Raw genomic sequence first — 17,275 nt, forward strand, 5'->3', positions numbered from 1 at the left:
GAGGCTGCCTTTCGTATCGTACCTGACGAAAAAGGCGGGTGCCGAAAACACCCGCCTGATCCCTTCATCCAAGCCCTAGCATGTCAACCTGTGATGCGGTCTTTCAGAAAACGACGCAATATCTTGCCCGACGGCGATTTTGGCACCTCGTCGATCACCTCAAGCACGCGAACCTGTTTGTAATGCGCCAGCCGATCGCCCAGATAGGCTTGCACGGCCTCAAGATCGGGCGCGGTCTGTTCCGGAGCAGCCACGATAAACGCCATGGGCAACTCTCCAACGGCATCGTCCGGTTTGCCGATCACAGCAGCGTCCACGATGTCGGGATGGGTCAACAGCTCAGCCTCCAGCTCGGCAGGCGCGACCTGAAACCCATTGTACTTGATCAGCTCTTTCAGACGGTCCGTGATATAGACGAATCCTTCGTCATCGAAATGCGCGATATCCCCGGTGCGCAGCCAACCGTCTTCGGTGATTGTCTCGGCGGTGGCTTTGGGGTTATTGAGGTATCCCTTCATCACCTGCGGCCCGCGGATCCACAGCTCGCCGTCTTCGCCGTCTGCGGCATCCTGCATCGTCTCGGGGTTCACGATCCGGCATTCGGTGCTGGGGATGGTGACGCCCGAAGCCCCCGATTTGCCCACCCCGTTGGGAGAAATATGGCTCACCGGGCTAAGCTCGGTCATGCCATAGCCCTGATTGACCCGCGCGCTCAGCCGATTGGCCAAAGCATCGCCGACGTCCGCCCCGAGTGGGGCAGCTGCGCAAAAGATCTGATCTGTGAACGACAGGTCATACTTGTCAATCAGCGGATGCATCGCCAAAGCGAGCGCCACCGGCGGCACGATCCACAGCCTGGGCGTTTTGTTTTCGCTGATCAGGTCCAGATATTGCTCCAGGTCAAAGCGCGGCATGGTGACAAGCGCACCGCCTGCAGCCAGGTAGATGTTCATCATCACCTGCAGGCCATAGATGTGAAAGAACGGCAGAAACACCACAGTTCGCTCGCCATTTGTCAGGTCCGAGGGCACCAGCGTCTGATCGGTGTTCACCACCAGGTTCTGATGGGTCAGCATCACCCCTTTGGGCAGGCCGGTCGTGCCCGACGAGTAAGGCAGCGCCACCACGTGTTCGGCCACATCCACCGGGGCCTGTTCGGCCATGGGGGCGCCCATCAGATCGGAAAAGGCCACCGTGCCTTCGGGCGCGTCACCAATCACCACGATCTTGGTCACGCCTGTGCCCTTGATCGCCTCGCGGGCGGTTTCCAGAAACATCTCGATCGTGACCAGCGTATCGGCCGAGGCATCGCGCAGCTGATGGTTCACCTCATGCGCGGTATAGGTTGGGTTGATCGTGGTCACCGTGCCCCCGGCCCAGGCCACGCCATGAAAGGCGATGCAGTATTCGGGGATGTTGGGCAGCATCAATGCCACGCATTTGCCTGCACCCATGCCGCGCGCGTCCAGGCCCCCGGCCAGAGATTTGACGGCTCCCATGAACTGCGCGCCCGTGTAGCTGCGCCCGGTTGGACCGTCGATCAGAATGGTCATCTCGGGGTCGATCCCCGCAAACACCCGCTGCGTAATGGTCAAATCGGACAGTGCCACGTCCGGAAATGTGCTGGTGATGATACCCACGCAAAAACCCTCCCTGAATTCTCTTTTGATTGCCACCACTCTAGGAGCGTCTGCGCGCAAACCAAAAGACTATTCTTTGAGAGGTTATGCGTCTTCCGCTACGGCCTCGGCATCATAGGCTGCGCGGGCCTTGTCGATGGCGCCCAGGTTTTCCAGCGCCCAAAGGCCCATCACCTCGACCGGTTTGCGGAACGACTGCCCCAATGGCGTCAGCGAATATTCGACCTTGGGCGGGATTGTCGGGTGATAAGTGCGGTTGACCAGGCCGTCACGCTCCAAAGCACGCAACGTCAGGCTGAGCATGCGTTGCGAAATCCCAAGATGCCGCTTGAGTTCATTGAACCGCAGCGTACCGTACTGCGCCAGAGAGATCACGATCAGCACGCTCCACCGGTCACCGACGCGGCCCAGAACCTCGTTTATGCGTCCACATTCAGGGCATTGATTGGCTTTGTTCATGGCGGTGGTTCCCTCTATGTGACCGAGGCTCAGACATGTGCCTTCTTGTGGGGCTATCTGGTGTCACATATATAGCCGGTTACAAAATTATACCACCCCTGGGCAGATGCCCATCAAAGGACGCAAGACATGACCAAAAGCACCCTGATCGACAAGCTGAACTGGCGCTACGCAACCAAGAAGATGGACCCCGCCAAACCGGTTGAGCAAGACAAGGTCGACCAGATCGTCGAGGCCGTGCGCATGGCCCCTACCTCGAGCGGTACCCAGCCGTTTGAGTTGTTTGTTGTGACCAACCCCGACATCCGCGCCCAGATCCGCCCGCACGCCTGGGACCAGGCCCAGATCACCGAAGGGTCGCACCTGCTGGTGTTCGCGGCCTGGGACAACTACTCGGCCGACCGCATCGACGCGGTGACGCAGCAGATGACGGACGAGCGCGGCGAGATCCCGATGCTGAACCAGTATTACGAGAACCTCAAAGCCAACTACCTGCCGCGTGACGAGCGGGTGAACCACGACCACGCCGCCCGTCAGGCCTATATTGCGCTGGGCTTTGCCCTGGCTGCTGCTGCTGAGTTGGACGTCGACAGCACCCCGATGGAAGGGTTCGATCCCGCCAAAGTAGATGAGATTTTGGGCTTGCAGGAAAAGGGCCTGCGCTCGGTCGTGCTGCTGCCGCTTGGCTACCGTCAGGAAGACGCCGACTGGCTGCTGCCGATGAAAAAGGTCCGCAAGTCGAAAGAGACATTCGTGACCGAGATCGCCTGATTTGCACCTTGCGGGGGCGGTCCGAAAGGCCGCCCCGGTTTTTGTCAGACATAGATTGCAGGACCAACAACATGACCCAGGCCGACGCCCTCTTTCGCCCGCTGGAAAGCGAAAAACTGACCCTCAAGAACCGCGTTGTGATGGCGCCCATGACCCGCACCATGTCGCCCGGCAACGTGCCCAATGATGCCGTTATCGACTATTACCGTCGCCGGGCCGAAGGCGGCGTGGGCCTGATCATCACCGAAGGCACCTTTGTCGATCACCCTGCCGCCATCGCCTATCCGAATGTGCCTGCTTTCTTTGGCGACGAGGCGCTGGCCGGTTGGAAGCGAGTGGTTGACGCCGTGCACGAGGCAGGCGGCAAGATCGCGCCCCAGATCTGGCACGTGGGCGCCATTCGCAAGCCGGGCATCAACCCCGGAGGCGACACTCCGGGCTACAGCCCCAGCGGCATGGCCGTGCCGGGCAAGGTTCGTGGCCACGCCATGACCCAGGACGACATCAACGACGTTGTCGCCGCCTTTGCCAAAGCCGCCAAGGACGCTGAAGCGATCGGTTTTGATGCGGTCGAAATCCATGGCGCGCACGGCTATCTGATCGACCAGTTCTTTTGGGACGGGACCAACCAGCGCAACGACGAATATGGTGGAGATTTGACCGCCCGCTCAAAGTTCGCGCTTGAGGTGGTCAAGGCCGTCCGCGCCGCCGTCAGCCGGGACTTTCCAGTGATCTTCCGCTTCTCGCAGTGGAAGCAACAGGATTACGGCGCCCGCCTGTGCGAAACGCCCGAAGAATTGGGTGCGTTTCTGCAACCCTTGGCCGAGGCCGGCGTCGATATCTTCCATTGCTCGACCCGCCGCTTTTGGGAGCCCGAGTTCGACGGTTCCGACTTGAACCTTGCTGGCTGGGCCCGCAAGCTTACGGGCAAGCCCTGCATCACCGTGGGCTCGGTTGGCCTTAACGCCGACTTCCTGCCCGAAGATGGCACCGCCGATTTCAAAGCGGCGGAACCCGCCAGTATCGACAATCTGGTCGACCGGATGGATCGGGATGAGTTCGACATGGTCGCCGTCGGTCGCGCCCTGATCGCCAACCCTGATTGGGCCAATCAGGTCCAAGCCGGCAAGTTGGCTGATCTGGCTGCTTACGAAAAGGACATGCTGCACAAGCTGTACTGACGCTCTTGGCCGCTAAGTGGCCTTCAGAGATGAAAAAGGCCCGCCCCTCGATGGGCGGGCTGTTCGTTTGAGAGGCTCTTTCTCTGACCCATCCAACCAACGGGGGAGCATTGCTCGCGACGATTCTCAGCCAGTGCTTTCCGTCGAAGGTTGGGCGATATTGGTCACAGGAACATCGGGCATCGGGCTCAAGGACCAGGTGACACTGAACAACACCAGGCCGATCGCCAGCACGCACATCGCACCGGCAAAACGAATACCCAGCTCAAACCGTTCAAGGCCCTTTGAACCAGCATCAAACTTGCTGGCCGCCCATTGGCGCCCCCACAACGCGGCGACACCGATTGCCGACATGGCCACGGCCATCCCGATCGAGATGAACACAACCATCAGGATTGCGGGCCAGATCAGGTCGTTTGCCAACCCAAACAGCATCACCAACAGCGCCCCGGTACAAGGCACCACGCCCACCGAAGCCGCGAGCCAACCGCCGCTGCTTTCTGCAGCCGCTGCACTGGCGCAGGCAGCACATCCACTGTGTGCATCGTGTGTATGGTGCGCGTGCCCGTGATGATGCGCGTGATCGTGGTCATGCCCATGGTCGTGGTGATGATCATGATCATGCGAATGATGGTGGTGGTCGTGATGATCGTGCTCATGCGGCACGGACCGCCGTGCCAGAATGGCGCGCACCGCTTGCCAGACCATGATGGCTCCGATCGCGATAATCAGCGCGTAGCTGCCCAACCGAATGCCGCGATAGTCAGATGGTGCGGACCCGGTCGCGTAGCGCACGGTGAAGTCGAGCACAAACACAACCACCACAGCAGACAGCACATGAATCACGGAAATCTGAACGCCCATCTTCAGACCACGATTCAGGCTTCCTCCGGTTCCCACAAAGTACGAGATGACAACCGTTTTGCCATGACCGGGCCCAAGGGTGTGCAGCGCGCCGTAACCGAAAGACAAAAGCAAAGCGAACCCCATCGCCCAAATGGAGCCGCCCCCGCCAAGGGCTGACATGCTTTGCGTGAACAGCCCGTTGACCCAGATCTGCGCCCGCGCCATGGCCGGGATATTGGACGCCGAGGCGGCAACGATATCGCCCGGCTTGCCGAACAGGGCTGCGTTTTCCATCTCATAGACCGTGGGGATCGCCCGGCTGCCATCGACAAGGAAAAGGGGATGGTAGTCTGGCTTGTGCTTCAAAACACCAGTCAACCGTACGGGGTCATACTGTTTGGCAAGGCTCAACCCGTCGGGATAGGATACATGGATGATTTGATTGGGCGGTGGCGCAGGCGTGTGAATGCAGGCCCCAACCCAGGGCACCAGCAAAAACTCCACAACTCGATCCGCCTCCCACGTCAGGGGGAGCACATAGCCATCCAGGACCAGGGCCTGATCCAGCAGATGCGAGGCTATGGACGAGGACTGAAGAACGGAAACATCCAACCCTAACGCGGTAAATTCGTCGAGTTTGTCCGGATCCAGCCCGTGTGCCGGGGGCACGGATATTGCGGTGCTCTGTTGCGCACCCTCTGTGGTTCTGGTCGAAGCCAAGGCATCCCATTGCACCAAGTCCGGCGCAGACCGGGACGCCACGGGAAACAGCAGCGTGACAACCAGCAAAGCTGGCAAGATCAAAGTACTCCAAAACTGTCGCCGATTACGTTGAAACAAGCTCAGGCCCCTCTGCTGATACTGTATAACATCGTGAAGCACTGCCGGAATTCGTCAAGTACACATATTTGAATTGGGCAAGATTTGGCGGGCAGACCAGAGGAGGTGCCCAGGCAAACGTCGTGTCAAACCGTGTCTGTCGCACAGAAGTGGGTCATTTTTCCCTTGCTCTCAAGGTAGGTTGAGCTTGCACAGTCGCCCTCAGACACCAGCCCGAGGATGACATGCACGTACTCACCGTTCTTGACCACCCGAACCCTGCCTCTTTCAGCGCCGCTGCCGCCGCCCGGTTCATGGAGGGCGCGCAGGCTGCCGGGCATACCGTGGAATTGGCCGATCTGCATGCCGAAGGGTTCAATCCGCTTTGGACCTTGCAAGAGTCAGAGGGCGACACGCCCAAGGATGTCTTGGCCGAGCAGGATCGCATTGCCCGCGCTGATGCCATCTGTCTGGTGTTTCCGCTGTTCTGGTGGGGGATGCCGTCGATGACCAAGGGCTGGGTGGATCGCGTCTGGAGCTGGGGCTGGGCCTATGATCAACTCGACGATCGCGAGGTGTCGCTGCAAAAACCCCGTACGGGTGTTCTGCTGATCCCCGCCGGTGCCCGTTCGGACGAGATCGAGCAAGAGGGCTATGGGCAATCACTGGACACTGCCTGGATCAAGGGCACGTTGGGCTATTTCGGCTGGTCGCCGCGCCGTATGGAGCTTTTGTGCGGCTCAACCGGCTCGCTGGACCGCCGCCAAGCTTTGTTGGACAGATGCCACCAGATTGGGTTGACCCTGCCGGAACCCGGCAGCGGGACAAGGCCCAACGCCGGGTAGTTCACACCACTGATTGCGGACAGCGAAGTGTTCGATTTTTTTCCATTGTGATCTGCAATGGCGGCTTCGAAACTGAGTTCGCCTGATCGACGAAAATTCGAGTCAAGACCCGGGCCACGATGGATATCGTGGCCCGGAATCTGCCGTTCAACCGTGAGTGTGTGTGAGTGGCATTGCCAGTGGCAATGGTGGGGAACGGCATTCTGTATTCCTCAATCGGACTAGCCCCCATTTTTATCTGGTGTTGTTGTTCCAACTGTCCGCTTCTTGTTTGTTCTGCTTGCAGCGTACAATGGTTGCATTTCTTCTGAATCTCGGGGCGCAGCGAAAGAAAACAGCCAGCAGCCCTAACACCACGAACAGCCCGATCAGATATCCAACCGCGTTAAGAAGCACGACTTGCGCCGTATGTGCACAAATCATCGAATGCTGCTGCTCAATGCTGTGCACCATCAATGAAATTAACACCGAAGATACAAACCCACCAAAAAGCAGCAATCTCCAAGCGCTTGAATGCATCATGTCTTCTCGACGATTGCAAAGAGTTGTCCAATCCAAAACACAGAACACCAATGATGCTGCACAGACGTTAACAGCCAAAATTGCGAAGAATTCTATGCCAGACACCGAGACGTCAAAGTAGGTCAATTGACTGATCAGTGCACCGGGCAAAATGAACAACGGTGCCTGTTTGCCTTCGAAAAAACTAATGATTACAATGATTCCTAATGGCAAGAACACAACGTTCGTATCTGTGAGAGGGTCAAACAGGAACATATGTTTCAAAGGAGTGATCAGTTCTGCCTTAAAGCTCGTCGCAAAGAACACGATCGAACTGTAGACTAGGGTCTTTGTGGCTAGTTCAGAGCGTTTTATGCTCAGTAGGCCACCACTCATTGGTTTCGTCCGAGGTCGCGACTGCCTCTATAGGAAAACTCTGTGTGAACTGAGAGTGTTGAATGTGTCGATTGTTCTGCGGCATGTGCGGTTTTGGATGTATCCGGAAGAGTGCGCCATTCCCTAACCCTTGGGGAGAGCATACAGGCCCGCCCCCAGCGAGCGATCCTGCAAAACCAGGCCTTTTTCCACCAACTTTTTGAGCGTTCTATGGAATGTAGGCTGAGAAATCCGCTGAACAGTCGGATGTTCTCGCACAACATCTGTTGTGCAGACGGGGCGGTCGTCGCCATCACACCAAGCATTGGCATAGAAGGCAAGCAGCACATCCCTCTCATTGGGGGAAAGCTTGTCAATCCCAAGGTCTCGCTCCATCGTGTTAAGCAAATCTCGCAGTTGTGCGATTTGGGCAAAAATGCCTGCGCTCATAACCAAATCCCATGCTTTGTACCGACGTAGTAAGTGCAAAGACGGTATTTTAGATTGGAAGTCCAGTCAACTTGATTGTCTTTGGTGTGCGGACTTGACGTGGTTCTAACTAGTGCTTAACAGTTGTCAAGTCAACTGATTTGTATCCATATGAGACGCGTTCGTGAAGTCTTCGAACGTTGTGTATTGACGCGCGCGGGCGTTGCTTCGAGCAGCGCCAATTGAAAGGCCAAGTGTCATAGTTGTCGTGGGTAGCTTCAACGAGCAATCCGCAATTGCCTGGCGCACTATGGAGAAGTCATTGCGCGCAAATGTTCTAGACAATATGACTATACTGAGGCTAGGTTTTTTCTGTCTCAAGGACAGCAGTTTTTCAACAACATTGACTGTTTCCTCGAATGTATCAATGTCAATAAAAAACACAGTCATTTCTTCTTCCAGTTGATCAACGCGCATCCACGCTTGAGCTGGATCCATGCAGTAACTTATCGATCGAGCGTAGGGGTGTAAGGTGGTCGCCTGTGCTCGGAAGTCAAAGTTCTCAGAAGTCATTATGACTAGGTCCAGATTTCGGCAATCGGGTGAAATTGGATGTCGAGCCTCGGTGGCCTTTTCGTCAAAAGTCTGCATAAGCCTTTTGGTCAGGGAACCGTTCGTCGGGCGGTCACAAGCTTCAGTTTCCGACTTTGAGAAGCGGGCAAACAAACTCGCGTAAAGCAGGGTCAACAGCGATGTGGACTTCTCATAAGATCTGCTCAAGTTCATTTTGCTCCCCTCAAAATTTACACGCTACAACATAATCATTATGACTAAACAAAATGAATATCAAGAAAAATTGCCATTTCAATTAGAAGGGGCCGTGCCCGTTGCAAAATTAGGACATGTCCTAGCGAAGCCCCTTGAAGCCCCTTAAGGTGGCCTGAACTTCAGGGGCGTTGCTTTGCTATGTGAGCAAGACCGTTGCTTTCTCTTGCGTACGTGGGGGAATCTGTCTATATCGCGCGGTGTCTGTACATGGGCGGTCAACGTCCGGATGACATGTCTGAGCAGGGCTGGGGTACACCTCGGCCCTTTGTGTTTGTTTGATCAGATGTGTTCCGGTCCACGTTCTGGGCAGGATTAACCAAGACCGGCGGAGACAACCGCACGGCCAGAAAAAAACCGTTGTAAAGGACACACACGCCACATGGCTGATACATCCATGGAGGAATTCGAAGCCCTCCTGCAAGAAAGCTTCGAAATGGACACCCCCGAAGAGGGTTCGGTTGTCAAAGGTAAGGTCATCGCTATCGAAGCAGGCCAAGCCATCATCGACGTAGGCTACAAAATGGAAGGCCGCGTCGAGCTGAAAGAATTCGCAAACCCAGGCGAAGCCCCTGAAATCGCTGTCGGCGACGAAGTTGAGGTTTACCTGCGCGCGGCTGAAAACGCCCGCGGCGAAGCTGTTATCTCGCGCGAGATGGCCCGCCGTGAAGAAGCATGGGACCGCCTGGAAAAAGCATATGCCGACGACCAGCGCGTCGAAGGTGCGATCTTTGGTCGTGTCAAAGGTGGCTTCACCGTCGATCTGGGTGGCGCAGTTGCGTTCCTGCCCGGCTCGCAGGTTGACGTGCGCCCCGTGCGCGATGCTGGCCCTCTGATGGGTCTCAAGCAGCCCTTCCAGATCCTGAAAATGGACCGCCGCCGTGGCAACATCGTTGTCTCGCGTCGCGCTATCCTGGAAGAATCGCGTGCCGAACAGCGCGCCGAAGTCATCGGTAACCTGTCCGAAGGTCAGGCAGTCGACGGCGTGGTCAAGAACATTACCGAATACGGTGCGTTTGTTGACCTGGGTGGCGTAGACGGCCTGCTGCACGTCACTGACATGGCATGGCGTCGTGTGAACCACCCGTCCGAGATCCTGTCGATCGGCGAAACCGTCAAGGTTCAGGTCATCAAGATCAACAAAGAGACCCACCGCATCTCCTTGGGTATGAAGCAGCTGCAAGAAGATCCGTGGGATCTGGTTGCTGCCAAGTACCCGCTGGAATCGGTACACAAGGGCCGCGTCACCAACATCACCGACTACGGTGCGTTTGTTGAGCTGGAGCCGGGCGTCGAAGGTCTGGTTCACGTGTCCGAGATGTCCTGGACCAAGAAAAACGTCCACCCCGGCAAGATCGTTTCGACCAGCCAGGAAGTCGACGTCATGGTTCTGGAAATCGACGGCGCCAAGCGTCGCGTTTCCCTGGGCCTCAAGCAGACCATGCGCAACCCGTGGGAAGTGTTTGCAGAAACACACCCCGAGGGCACTCAGGTCGAAGGCGAAGTCAAGAACATCACCGAGTTTGGTCTGTTCATCGGCCTCGACGGCGACATCGACGGCATGGTTCACCTGTCCGACCTGTCGTGGGACGAGCGTGGCGAAGATGCGATCCAGAACTACCGCAAAGGCGACATGGTTTCGGCTGTTGTCTCCGAGGTTGACGTCGACAAAGAGCGTATCTCGCTGTCGATCAAAAACCTGGGTGGTGACAAGTTCGCCGAAGCCGTTGGCGGCGTGAAGCGCGGCTCGATCGTGACTGTCGAAGTGACCGCAATCGAAGATGGCGGCATCGAGGTGGAATACGAAGGCATGAAATCCTTCATCCGCCGTTCGGACCTGTCGCGTGACCGTGCCGAGCAGCGCCCCGAGCGCTTCAACACCGGCGACAAGGTCGACGTCCGCGTCACCAACGTCGACAGCAAGACCCGCCGTCTGGGCTTGTCGATCAAGGCACGCGAGATCGCGGAAGAGAAAGAAGCAGTGGAACAGTATGGCTCCTCGGATTCCGGCGCATCGCTGGGCGACATCCTGGGCGCAGCTCTGAAATCGGGCGACTGATCCATCCGCTTGCAAAATTTGGGGCCTCGCAACGCAAGTTGCGGGGCCCTTTTTTGTCAGCGTTTCGAGATGTTTTCGACGTCGCCCAACACCCAGTTCTTGAACCAGTCTTTGGTTTCAGGGCGGTAGAGGCGGAACAGGAAGAACCAGTCGTTGGCATTTGTTGCGCTCTGGGTGGTCACCCAATTTGCCTCATATCCTTCTGGTACCTGATCCAGGTTGGGCGCATAGTATACGTCGACCGAGCCGTCGTCGTTCTTGACCATGTCGTCCAGGTCTTTGGTCGACGCGCCCACACGATCGACGCCGCGATTAAAGTTCTTGGTTTCCATGTTGTAGACGATGGCCGACCAGAAGTCCTTGGCCGGGACATCGGCAGGCACGTTGAGCTTGTAGGTGTCCGTGCCGTTCAGCATGTTGCCATCTGAATCGCGCAGACCGGTCAGATAGAACGTCGCACCACCCAATTTGTTCGGCAGGAAGGTGACGTAGAAATAGGTCGCGGCGCGTTTGTCGATCAGGATCTCGTCCCCATCTTCGAAGGGGAATCCCATCTGCGCTTGGGGGCCGAAATTCCAGAACGACCATTCGGACAGCTTCTCGCCATCCTTGACCCAAAGCGGGGCAACGGTCTCACCTTCGGTGATGAACTTGTTCTGCATGTAGGCGTAAGCGAGTTCCAGGCCCTCTAGCGCGGCTTTCTTCTGGATGTCGGTCGGCTCAAACGCTTCACCCTTCTGGATGCCGATGCTTTGCAGCATTGAATAGATGGCACGGTCTTTCTCACGCACCGGGTTGTTTTGCACCACATCATTGATGTCTTCGATGAAGGTCATGTTGTAGTAAGGCAGACAGTCGTATGGCAGGTCAGTGGCGTCCAGATAGTGCGTCGGTTCGATGTCGCCATTGACGTCCTCCTCCAAGGTATAGACCTTGATGCCCTTGGCGTGTTAGCCAGCCTCGACATGGGTGGCCCCGTTCAGAAGGGTCGGGCGGAACGAGTAAGACACATCATGCGTGTCTAGGCCTGGAACGATAATGTACCCTTGTGCCTCCAAGTCGGCTGCCGTGCCAAAGGCGTTGTCATAGCCGGGTGGCAAGAACAGGTATTTGCCGCCCTTGCCCTGGTCTGCGCCTTTGGAGCCAACATCCACCATGGGCACATGCCAGGCCGAGATGAAGGATCCGAAATAGTCCACCTTGTCACTCATCGGGGGAACTTGGACCACCATCGGGCCGTTCTTGGTCGAGATGGAACCCCATGCGTAGGCGGTCGTATCGTTGGCAGTCAGGAACCCTTTTTCTGACCCAAACGGTTTGGTCACGAAATTCACGGTATCGTAATCGCCGCCTACACGCTTTGTGGCCTTGATGAAGTCAACCTGGGCAACGGCAGGCATGTAGTAGATCGCGGCCTGGGTCGCGCGCTGCACCATAATGTCATAGTCGATGTCGGTGTGCTGCGCAGAACGCGCGAGGATGTCGCCGGTATCGTTGAAATCCGAGCCGGTGGGCGAGACAGCCAAAGCAGCGCCAGCCACAAGAGAGAAAGCGAGAGCAGTTGAGCCAAGTAGATTTTTCATATGTTTGTCCCAATAGTTTCAAGCAGATGTTCAATTCAACGTCATGATCAAGACAAGCGTCTCAATGGCTATTGAATAGCCTTGATCGCAAAAGGGCAATGATGTGGCATGGCGCATGACATGCAGCACTGGGACGAGGGCGACCCTCCGCTGCGCTGAGAGACACAGGGATTTCGATCTGGCGACATAAGCGGAACAGGACAAATGACGAGGCCCTCATCCACGAAGCCCTCCCGCCCGTCGTCAATTTTTCTGGCGAAAAACCTCCTCCCGTTGGGCCGGGCGCCGGGCTGCGCCCGGCGCGGCACTGCTTGACGCAGTATTTTGCCCGCGGCATCGGGGCGGGGAAACATTTCGCCAGGGCGGAACCTTTGTGGTTGGGAATGTGCTATTTACGAGAGCGGGGCCTGCGCGGGAGGAGGCAGCATATGACCGAGGTTATGGGCGGATGCCTGTGCGGTGAGGTTCGATTTGCGGCCCAAGGCGAGCCCCTCCGCGTGGGGATCTGCCATTGCATGGAGTGCCGCAAGCACCACGGTGCGCCATTTCATGCCTCGGCGATCTACCCCCAGAACGCGGTCACCGTGACCGGTCAGACGCAGCATTATGAGGGACGGCATTTTTGTCCACGCTGTGGCTCGTCGGTGTTTTCCTGTTCCGAGGAGGAGATCGAACTGCACCTGGGCGCCTTGGACGGCCCCAATCAGTTTAACCCAACCTACGAGCTTTGGACCATACGGCGCGAGAATTGGCTGCCTCGGATTGTGGGCGCTACACTTTACCAGGGGAACCGCGAGGAGCACGACGACGAACCGTGAGCCATGCTCATGTTGATCCGAACAAGATCTGGCCAACGTCCCTCCTGTTGCCATCTTGGTCTGCAAGCACATAGGCGTCCTTTATCATCGACTAGTGGGATGGTCTGATCCCCCGCGACGAGGCAACGACGACAGATCTCGGCGGTGTCGACATCAGCATATGGGCAACGTTGATTTGCGGTGATTGGCAGCATGGCTGCGATACGGTTGAGCTTGGGGTTGTGGCGAAGTGTTGCCCTCAGGGCGACGTGCTGGATTTTCGACGTGGCGCGCGGGGGGCGGAGCAGTCTGTGCCGAGCTCCAGACTTGCGGGTCACGTGAAAGACAGATGCCTGCGAAGCCGCTACAAGGGACAGGCAATTTTTCAAGCGGCAGCGCGTTCAAGGTCGTGCGCGGCAGATGGGCCGCGACAGGTGGATCTGCATCAGGCACGGGGCAGTCGAGGCGCCCCGTTACGGTCTGTCATGTGACGTTGCGGCACCGAATCATCTGTCGCCGCCCCCGCAGCGTGAGCCAATTGCGGCGATGCAGCACGGCTGCCAGTTGAAATTCTTTCAAAAGGGGGCGCAAAATTTGGGCGTCAATCCCGAATTTTCCCGTTAACGCTTTGACTTAACGTTCCCCATGCCTCTAGTTTTCCTGTACGATCACAAAAATAGCTACGCGCCACCATGTTGCCTTGGGAGGGGAACTGACCATGATCCGTTCGGAACTGATCCAGAAAATCGCCGATGAGAACCCACATTTGTATCAGCGGGACGTGGAGCGGATCGTCAACACGGTGTTCGAAGAGGTCACAGGCGCCATGGCGCGGGGCGACCGGGTTGAGCTGCGCGGCTTTGGCGCCTTTTCGGTGAAAAAGCGCGACGCGCGGATTGGTCGCAATCCAAGAACCGGCGAAACAGTGCATGTCGAAGAAAAGCACGTGCCGTTCTTCAAGACCGGCAAGCTGCTGCGGGATCGATTGAACGGAAAGTAACAACATGCGCTACATTCGCTACGCGTTTCTGGGGACCCTTGGCATTCTTCTGGTGTCCGTGTCGCTGGCAAACCGCAACTTTGTGACCCTCAAACTTGTGCCCGAGGATCTGGCCGGTGTGCTGGGCTTCAACCTGACCATTTCACTGCCGCTCTTTGTGGTGGTTCTGGGCGGTATTGCAGCAGGGATCATCATCGGATTTGTCTGGGAATGGCTGCGCGAGCACAAACACCGCAAAGAGGCCTCGGTCAAGCACCGCGAGGTCCGCAAGCTGGAACGCGAAGTGACCAAGCTCAAGGACAAGAGCAACGAAGGCAAGGACGAGGTACTGGCGATCCTCGACGAGGCCAGCTGATTTAGACCATGTCTCAGACTCTCAGTGCAAAGATTTGCGGGGTTAAGTCGCCCGCGGATGTTGTGGCCGCGGCCCAGGCGGGTGCGCGCTATGTGGGTTTTGTGTTCTTCGCGAAATCACCACGGTGTCTGATGGTCAAGGAGGCTGCGGCGTTGGCCGCCGAAGTGCCCCTTGGTGTCGCCAAGGTTGCGTTGACGGTGAATGCCACGGACGACGAGTTGGATCAGATCACGAGCGTGGTGCCGCTCGACATGTTGCAACTGCATGGCAAGGAAAGCCCCGAGCGCGTGGCCGAAGTCAAGGCGCGCTATGGCCTGCCGGTGATGAAGGCAATCGGCATCGCCGATGCCGAGGATCTGACGCAGATCGATTTGTATTCGGATGCGGCCGACCAACTGCTGATCGATGCCAAACCGCCCAAGAACGCGGACCTGCCTGGTGGCAACGGGTTGGCGTTCGACTGGCGTCTGCTGGCGGGTCGCAAATACTGGCAGACGCCGTGGATGCTGGCCGGTGGCCTGACGCCCGAAAACGTGGCCGAAGCAATCCGGATGACCGGCGCGCGCCAGGTGGATGTATCGTCCGGCGTCGAAAGCGCCCCAGGTGTCAAGGATGCGGACAAGATCCGCGCATTTCTGGCGGCAACCGAAGTTCGGGATGCCTGATCCTTACGATCTGTTGCTGGGCGAGCGGGACGACGTCACGCCGGAGACATCGACTTTTTCGCAGTAGATCCCGGCCGGTTGGAGCTGATCAAAGCGCGCGAGGGCGGGCGCGACAAACGCCTGATCGCCTTGCTGGTCTGCGCCGTCGGGCTGATCATCCTGTCCAAGATCATCGTTGCGCGATACCCTGATGAGATCGAGCAATTGATCAGCGACGTCTTTGTGGATCTCTTCTTCGAATTGGGGGCTGCCCTGATCGGTGCGGCGGTCACTGTTTTGCTGATCAACCGCTCGTCCGTGCGCCAGACGCAAAAGAACCTGGAACTGAGGCGCGAGATCGAACGGCGGATCTCCGAAAAACAAGTCAGCAACAACTGATCCGACCCGCGCGCTCTGGCGTATCCCCTTTGACAGGAGGGCAGGGCGATGATGGGAGCGATCGGTGGTGTAAGGTTGAAAAGCTGGCTGACAGCACCTGAGTTCTTCTGGCGTGCGCGGCAGGCTTTGCAACAGGCCAAGGACAGCCCCGGATGCCACCACGCCATCGTTTTTCCCCGCGATGACATCTATTTTTCACTTAGCGTCTGGAACACTCCCAAAGACATGATGGCCTACGCGCACAGCGGTCCGCATGCACGTCTGCTCAAGGTCACGCCGCGCCTTGCGCATGTGCTCTACTTCCACCACTTCCCCTGCACTGACATCCCAGCCCCCGACGTCGCGTGGCAGCTGTGGCGGCAACAGGGGCAATCCGCAGCCTGATGCCTTTTTTGCATGGCAAATCTGGCGCGCACCTCCTATGAACATCTGGCACGACGACGGAGACTCTCATGGCCAACGACCTTTTTAACTCCTTCATGTCCGGCCCCGACGAAAGCGGGCGCTTCGGTATCTTTGGCGGGCGGTTCGTCAGCGAAACCCTGATGCCGCTGATCCTGTCGCTGGAAGAGGAATATGAAAAGGCCAAGGATGACCCGACATTCTGGGCCGAGATGGACGATCTGTGGGCCAATTACGTAGGCCGCCCCAGCCCGCTCTATTACGCCGAGCGTCTGACCGAGCACTTGGGCGGGGCCAAGATCTATCTCAAGCGAGATGAACTGAACCACACCGGCGCGCACAAGATCAACAACGTGCTGGGGCAGATCATCCTGGCCCGCCGCATGGGCAAGACCCGCATCATCGCCGAAACCGGCGCGGGTCAGCACGGTGTGGCCACCGCCACCGTCTGCGCCAAGTTCGGCCTGAAATGCGTCGTCTACATGGGCGCGCACGACGTGCAGCGCCAGGCCCCTAACGTCTTCCGCATGCGCCTTCTGGGTGCCGAGGTCATCCCGGTTACCTCTGGTCGTGGCACGCTCAAGGATGCCATGAACGATGCGCTGCGCGACTGGGTGACCAACGTGCGCGACACCTTCTACTGCATCGGCACCGTGGCCGGTCCGCACCCGTACCCGGCGATGGTCCGTGACTTTCAGTCGATCATCGGCAAAGAAGCCAAAGAGCAGATGCAAAAGGCCGAGGGCCGTCTGCCCGACACGCTGATCGCTGCCATCGGCGGGGGGTCGAACGCCATGGGCCTGTTCTACCCCTTCCTTGACGACAAAGACGTCAACATCATCGGGGTCGAAGCAGGCGGCAAAGGCGTCAACGAAAAGATGGAGCACTGTGCCTCGCTCACCGGCGGCCGCCCCGGCGTGCTGCACGGTAACCGGACTTACCTGCTGCAGGATGACGACGGCCAGATCCTCGAAGGCTATTCGATCTCGGCCGGTCTCGATTATCCCGGCATCGGCCCTGAACACGCTTGGCTGAATGACATTGGCCGCGCGCAATATGTCTCGATCACCGATATGGAGGCGCTCGAGGCGTTCCAGCTGTGCTGCTCGACCGAGGGCATCATCCCCGCACTTGAGCCGTCCCACGCGCTGGCCCATGTGATGAAGATCGCGCCTGAGCTGCCCGCCGACCACCTGATCTGCATGAACATGTGTGGCCGTGGCGACAAGGACGTGCAGACGGTTGCAAATTACCTTGGTTTCGACATGTCCGATACCGAAGGTCGTACAGCAGGCTAATCGCAGGCCAAATTGACAGGATGAACCCAATCCCGGCAGACAGTGAT

Annotated in this window: 19 protein-coding genes; 11 read left to right on the plus strand and 8 right to left on the minus strand. The window is 57.8% G+C overall.

Annotated elements, in window-relative coordinates; all coding sequences use genetic code 11:
- Positions 1-83: 83 nt before the first annotated feature.
- On the minus strand, positions 84-1,640 hold the full coding sequence (locus TRM7615_RS13405) for an AMP-binding protein (protein ID WP_108788337.1): 1,557 nt from the start codon (positions 1,638-1,640) through the stop codon (positions 84-86).
- Between the two features lie 84 nt (positions 1,641-1,724).
- Positions 1,725-2,099, minus strand: coding sequence for a winged helix-turn-helix transcriptional regulator (locus tag TRM7615_RS13410; protein ID WP_108788339.1), 375 nt, complete (start codon positions 2,097-2,099; stop codon positions 1,725-1,727).
- 129 nt (positions 2,100-2,228) lie between these two features.
- Between TRM7615_RS13410 and TRM7615_RS13415 the strand changes: the two genes are divergently transcribed.
- Both TRM7615_RS13415 and TRM7615_RS13420 read left to right on the plus strand, forming a co-directional pair.
- Complete coding sequence (locus tag TRM7615_RS13415; protein ID WP_108788341.1) at positions 2,229-2,870, plus strand: NAD(P)H-dependent oxidoreductase; 642 nt, start codon at positions 2,229-2,231, stop codon at positions 2,868-2,870.
- 71 nt (positions 2,871-2,941) lie between these two features.
- Entirely contained in the window at positions 2,942-4,051 is a 1,110-nt protein-coding gene (locus TRM7615_RS13420) for an NADH:flavin oxidoreductase (protein ID WP_108788343.1), read from the plus strand.
- 126 nt (positions 4,052-4,177) lie between these two features.
- Here TRM7615_RS13420 and TRM7615_RS13425 read toward each other — a convergent pair whose 3' ends face one another.
- Positions 4,178-5,695, minus strand: a complete 1,518-nt coding sequence (locus tag TRM7615_RS13425) for a HoxN/HupN/NixA family nickel/cobalt transporter (protein ID WP_165821430.1) — start codon at positions 5,693-5,695, stop codon at positions 4,178-4,180.
- A gap of 266 nt (positions 5,696-5,961) precedes the next feature.
- Here TRM7615_RS13425 and TRM7615_RS13430 point away from each other — a divergent pair, with 266 nt between their 5' ends.
- Positions 5,962-6,561, plus strand: coding sequence for an NAD(P)H-dependent oxidoreductase (locus tag TRM7615_RS13430; protein WP_108788347.1), 600 nt, complete (start codon positions 5,962-5,964; stop codon positions 6,559-6,561).
- A gap of 234 nt (positions 6,562-6,795) precedes the next feature.
- Here the strand turns inward: TRM7615_RS13430 and TRM7615_RS13435 are convergent, their stop codons facing one another.
- From TRM7615_RS13435 to TRM7615_RS13445, 3 genes are all read right to left on the minus strand, one after another.
- Positions 6,796-7,458: a hypothetical protein gene (locus TRM7615_RS13435; RefSeq protein WP_108788349.1), complete on the minus strand. Its 663-nt coding sequence runs from the start codon at positions 7,456-7,458 to the stop codon at positions 6,796-6,798.
- A gap of 123 nt (positions 7,459-7,581) precedes the next feature.
- Positions 7,582-7,887 (minus strand): helix-turn-helix domain-containing protein, encoded by a 306-nt coding sequence (locus tag TRM7615_RS13440; protein WP_108788351.1) that lies wholly within the window; start codon positions 7,885-7,887, stop codon positions 7,582-7,584.
- A 126-nt stretch (positions 7,888-8,013) separates the two neighbouring features.
- Positions 8,014-8,652 (minus strand): hypothetical protein, encoded by a 639-nt coding sequence (locus tag TRM7615_RS13445; RefSeq protein WP_108788353.1) that lies wholly within the window; start codon positions 8,650-8,652, stop codon positions 8,014-8,016.
- 421 nt (positions 8,653-9,073) lie between these two features.
- On the opposite strand from TRM7615_RS13445, the gene rpsA reads away from it, so the two are divergent.
- Positions 9,074-10,750 carry a 30S ribosomal protein S1 gene (rpsA, locus tag TRM7615_RS13450; RefSeq protein WP_108788355.1) on the plus strand — a complete coding sequence of 559 codons (1,677 nt, stop codon included), beginning with the start codon at positions 9,074-9,076 and terminating at the stop codon, positions 10,748-10,750.
- 56 nt (positions 10,751-10,806) lie between these two features.
- Here the strand turns inward: rpsA and TRM7615_RS25765 are convergent, their stop codons facing one another.
- Positions 10,807-11,673: a DUF1214 domain-containing protein gene (locus TRM7615_RS25765; RefSeq protein WP_207775235.1), complete on the minus strand. Its 867-nt coding sequence runs from the start codon at positions 11,671-11,673 to the stop codon at positions 10,807-10,809.
- Between the two features lie 27 nt (positions 11,674-11,700).
- Positions 11,701-12,333: a DUF1254 domain-containing protein gene (locus TRM7615_RS25770; RefSeq protein ID WP_207775236.1), complete on the minus strand. Its 633-nt coding sequence runs from the start codon at positions 12,331-12,333 to the stop codon at positions 11,701-11,703.
- A 428-nt stretch (positions 12,334-12,761) separates the two neighbouring features.
- Here TRM7615_RS25770 and TRM7615_RS13460 point away from each other — a divergent pair, with 428 nt between their 5' ends.
- From TRM7615_RS13460 to trpB, 7 genes are all read left to right on the plus strand, one after another.
- Complete coding sequence (locus TRM7615_RS13460; RefSeq protein ID WP_108788357.1) at positions 12,762-13,151, plus strand: GFA family protein; 390 nt, start codon at positions 12,762-12,764, stop codon at positions 13,149-13,151.
- 697 nt (positions 13,152-13,848) lie between these two features.
- A complete protein-coding gene (gene ihfB / locus TRM7615_RS13470) occupies positions 13,849-14,130 on the plus strand; it encodes an integration host factor subunit beta (RefSeq protein ID WP_027263109.1) in 282 nt (93 codons plus the stop codon).
- A gap of 4 nt (positions 14,131-14,134) precedes the next feature.
- Positions 14,135-14,485 (plus strand): lipopolysaccharide assembly protein LapA domain-containing protein, encoded by a 351-nt coding sequence (locus tag TRM7615_RS13475; protein WP_108788361.1) that lies wholly within the window; start codon positions 14,135-14,137, stop codon positions 14,483-14,485.
- 8 nt (positions 14,486-14,493) lie between these two features.
- A complete protein-coding gene (locus tag TRM7615_RS13480; protein ID WP_108788363.1) occupies positions 14,494-15,150 on the plus strand; it encodes a phosphoribosylanthranilate isomerase in 657 nt (218 codons plus the stop codon).
- Positions 15,151-15,228: 78 nt separating this feature from the next.
- Positions 15,229-15,528, plus strand: coding sequence for a hypothetical protein (locus tag TRM7615_RS13485; RefSeq protein WP_108788365.1), 300 nt, complete (start codon positions 15,229-15,231; stop codon positions 15,526-15,528).
- A gap of 48 nt (positions 15,529-15,576) precedes the next feature.
- The gene (locus TRM7615_RS13490) at positions 15,577-15,912 is read left to right on the plus strand and encodes a DUF3291 domain-containing protein (RefSeq protein ID WP_108788367.1); all 336 of its coding nucleotides are present in this window, start codon (positions 15,577-15,579) and stop codon (positions 15,910-15,912) included.
- A gap of 68 nt (positions 15,913-15,980) precedes the next feature.
- A complete protein-coding gene (trpB, locus tag TRM7615_RS13495; RefSeq protein ID WP_108788369.1) occupies positions 15,981-17,228 on the plus strand; it encodes a tryptophan synthase subunit beta in 1,248 nt (415 codons plus the stop codon).
- The last annotated feature ends 47 nt before the right edge of the window (positions 17,229-17,275 follow it).

It is taken from the genome of Falsiruegeria mediterranea M17 (assembly GCF_900302455.1).
GTDB lineage: Bacteria > Pseudomonadota > Alphaproteobacteria > Rhodobacterales > Rhodobacteraceae > Falsiruegeria > Falsiruegeria mediterranea.

Bases quoted from the DNA above. Each gene is read 5' to 3' on its own strand.
- TRM7615_RS13410 (WP_108788339.1), bottom strand. From the start codon at position 2,099: ATGAACAAAGCCAATCAATGCCCTGAATGTGGACGCATAAACGAGGTT.
- TRM7615_RS13415 (WP_108788341.1), top strand. From the start codon at position 2,229: ATGACCAAAAGCACCCTGATCGACAAGCTGAACTGGCGCTACGCAACC.
- TRM7615_RS13420 (WP_108788343.1), top strand. From the start codon at position 2,942: ATGACCCAGGCCGACGCCCTCTTTCGCCCGCTGGAAAGCGAAAAACTG.
- TRM7615_RS13430 (WP_108788347.1), top strand. From the start codon at position 5,962: ATGCACGTACTCACCGTTCTTGACCACCCGAACCCTGCCTCTTTCAGC.
- TRM7615_RS13435 (WP_108788349.1), bottom strand. From the start codon at position 7,458: ATGAGTGGTGGCCTACTGAGCATAAAACGCTCTGAACTAGCCACAAAG.
- TRM7615_RS13440 (WP_108788351.1), bottom strand. From the start codon at position 7,887: ATGAGCGCAGGCATTTTTGCCCAAATCGCACAACTGCGAGATTTGCTT.
- TRM7615_RS13445 (WP_108788353.1), bottom strand. From the start codon at position 8,652: ATGAACTTGAGCAGATCTTATGAGAAGTCCACATCGCTGTTGACCCTG.
- rpsA (WP_108788355.1), top strand. From the start codon at position 9,074: ATGGCTGATACATCCATGGAGGAATTCGAAGCCCTCCTGCAAGAAAGC.
- TRM7615_RS25770 (WP_207775236.1), bottom strand. From the start codon at position 12,333: ATGAAAAATCTACTTGGCTCAACTGCTCTCGCTTTCTCTCTTGTGGCT.
- TRM7615_RS13460 (WP_108788357.1), top strand. From the start codon at position 12,762: ATGACCGAGGTTATGGGCGGATGCCTGTGCGGTGAGGTTCGATTTGCG.
- ihfB (WP_027263109.1), top strand. From the start codon at position 13,849: ATGATCCGTTCGGAACTGATCCAGAAAATCGCCGATGAGAACCCACAT.
- TRM7615_RS13475 (WP_108788361.1), top strand. From the start codon at position 14,135: ATGCGCTACATTCGCTACGCGTTTCTGGGGACCCTTGGCATTCTTCTG.
- TRM7615_RS13480 (WP_108788363.1), top strand. From the start codon at position 14,494: ATGTCTCAGACTCTCAGTGCAAAGATTTGCGGGGTTAAGTCGCCCGCG.
- TRM7615_RS13490 (WP_108788367.1), top strand. From the start codon at position 15,577: ATGATGGGAGCGATCGGTGGTGTAAGGTTGAAAAGCTGGCTGACAGCA.
- trpB (WP_108788369.1), top strand. From the start codon at position 15,981: ATGGCCAACGACCTTTTTAACTCCTTCATGTCCGGCCCCGACGAAAGC.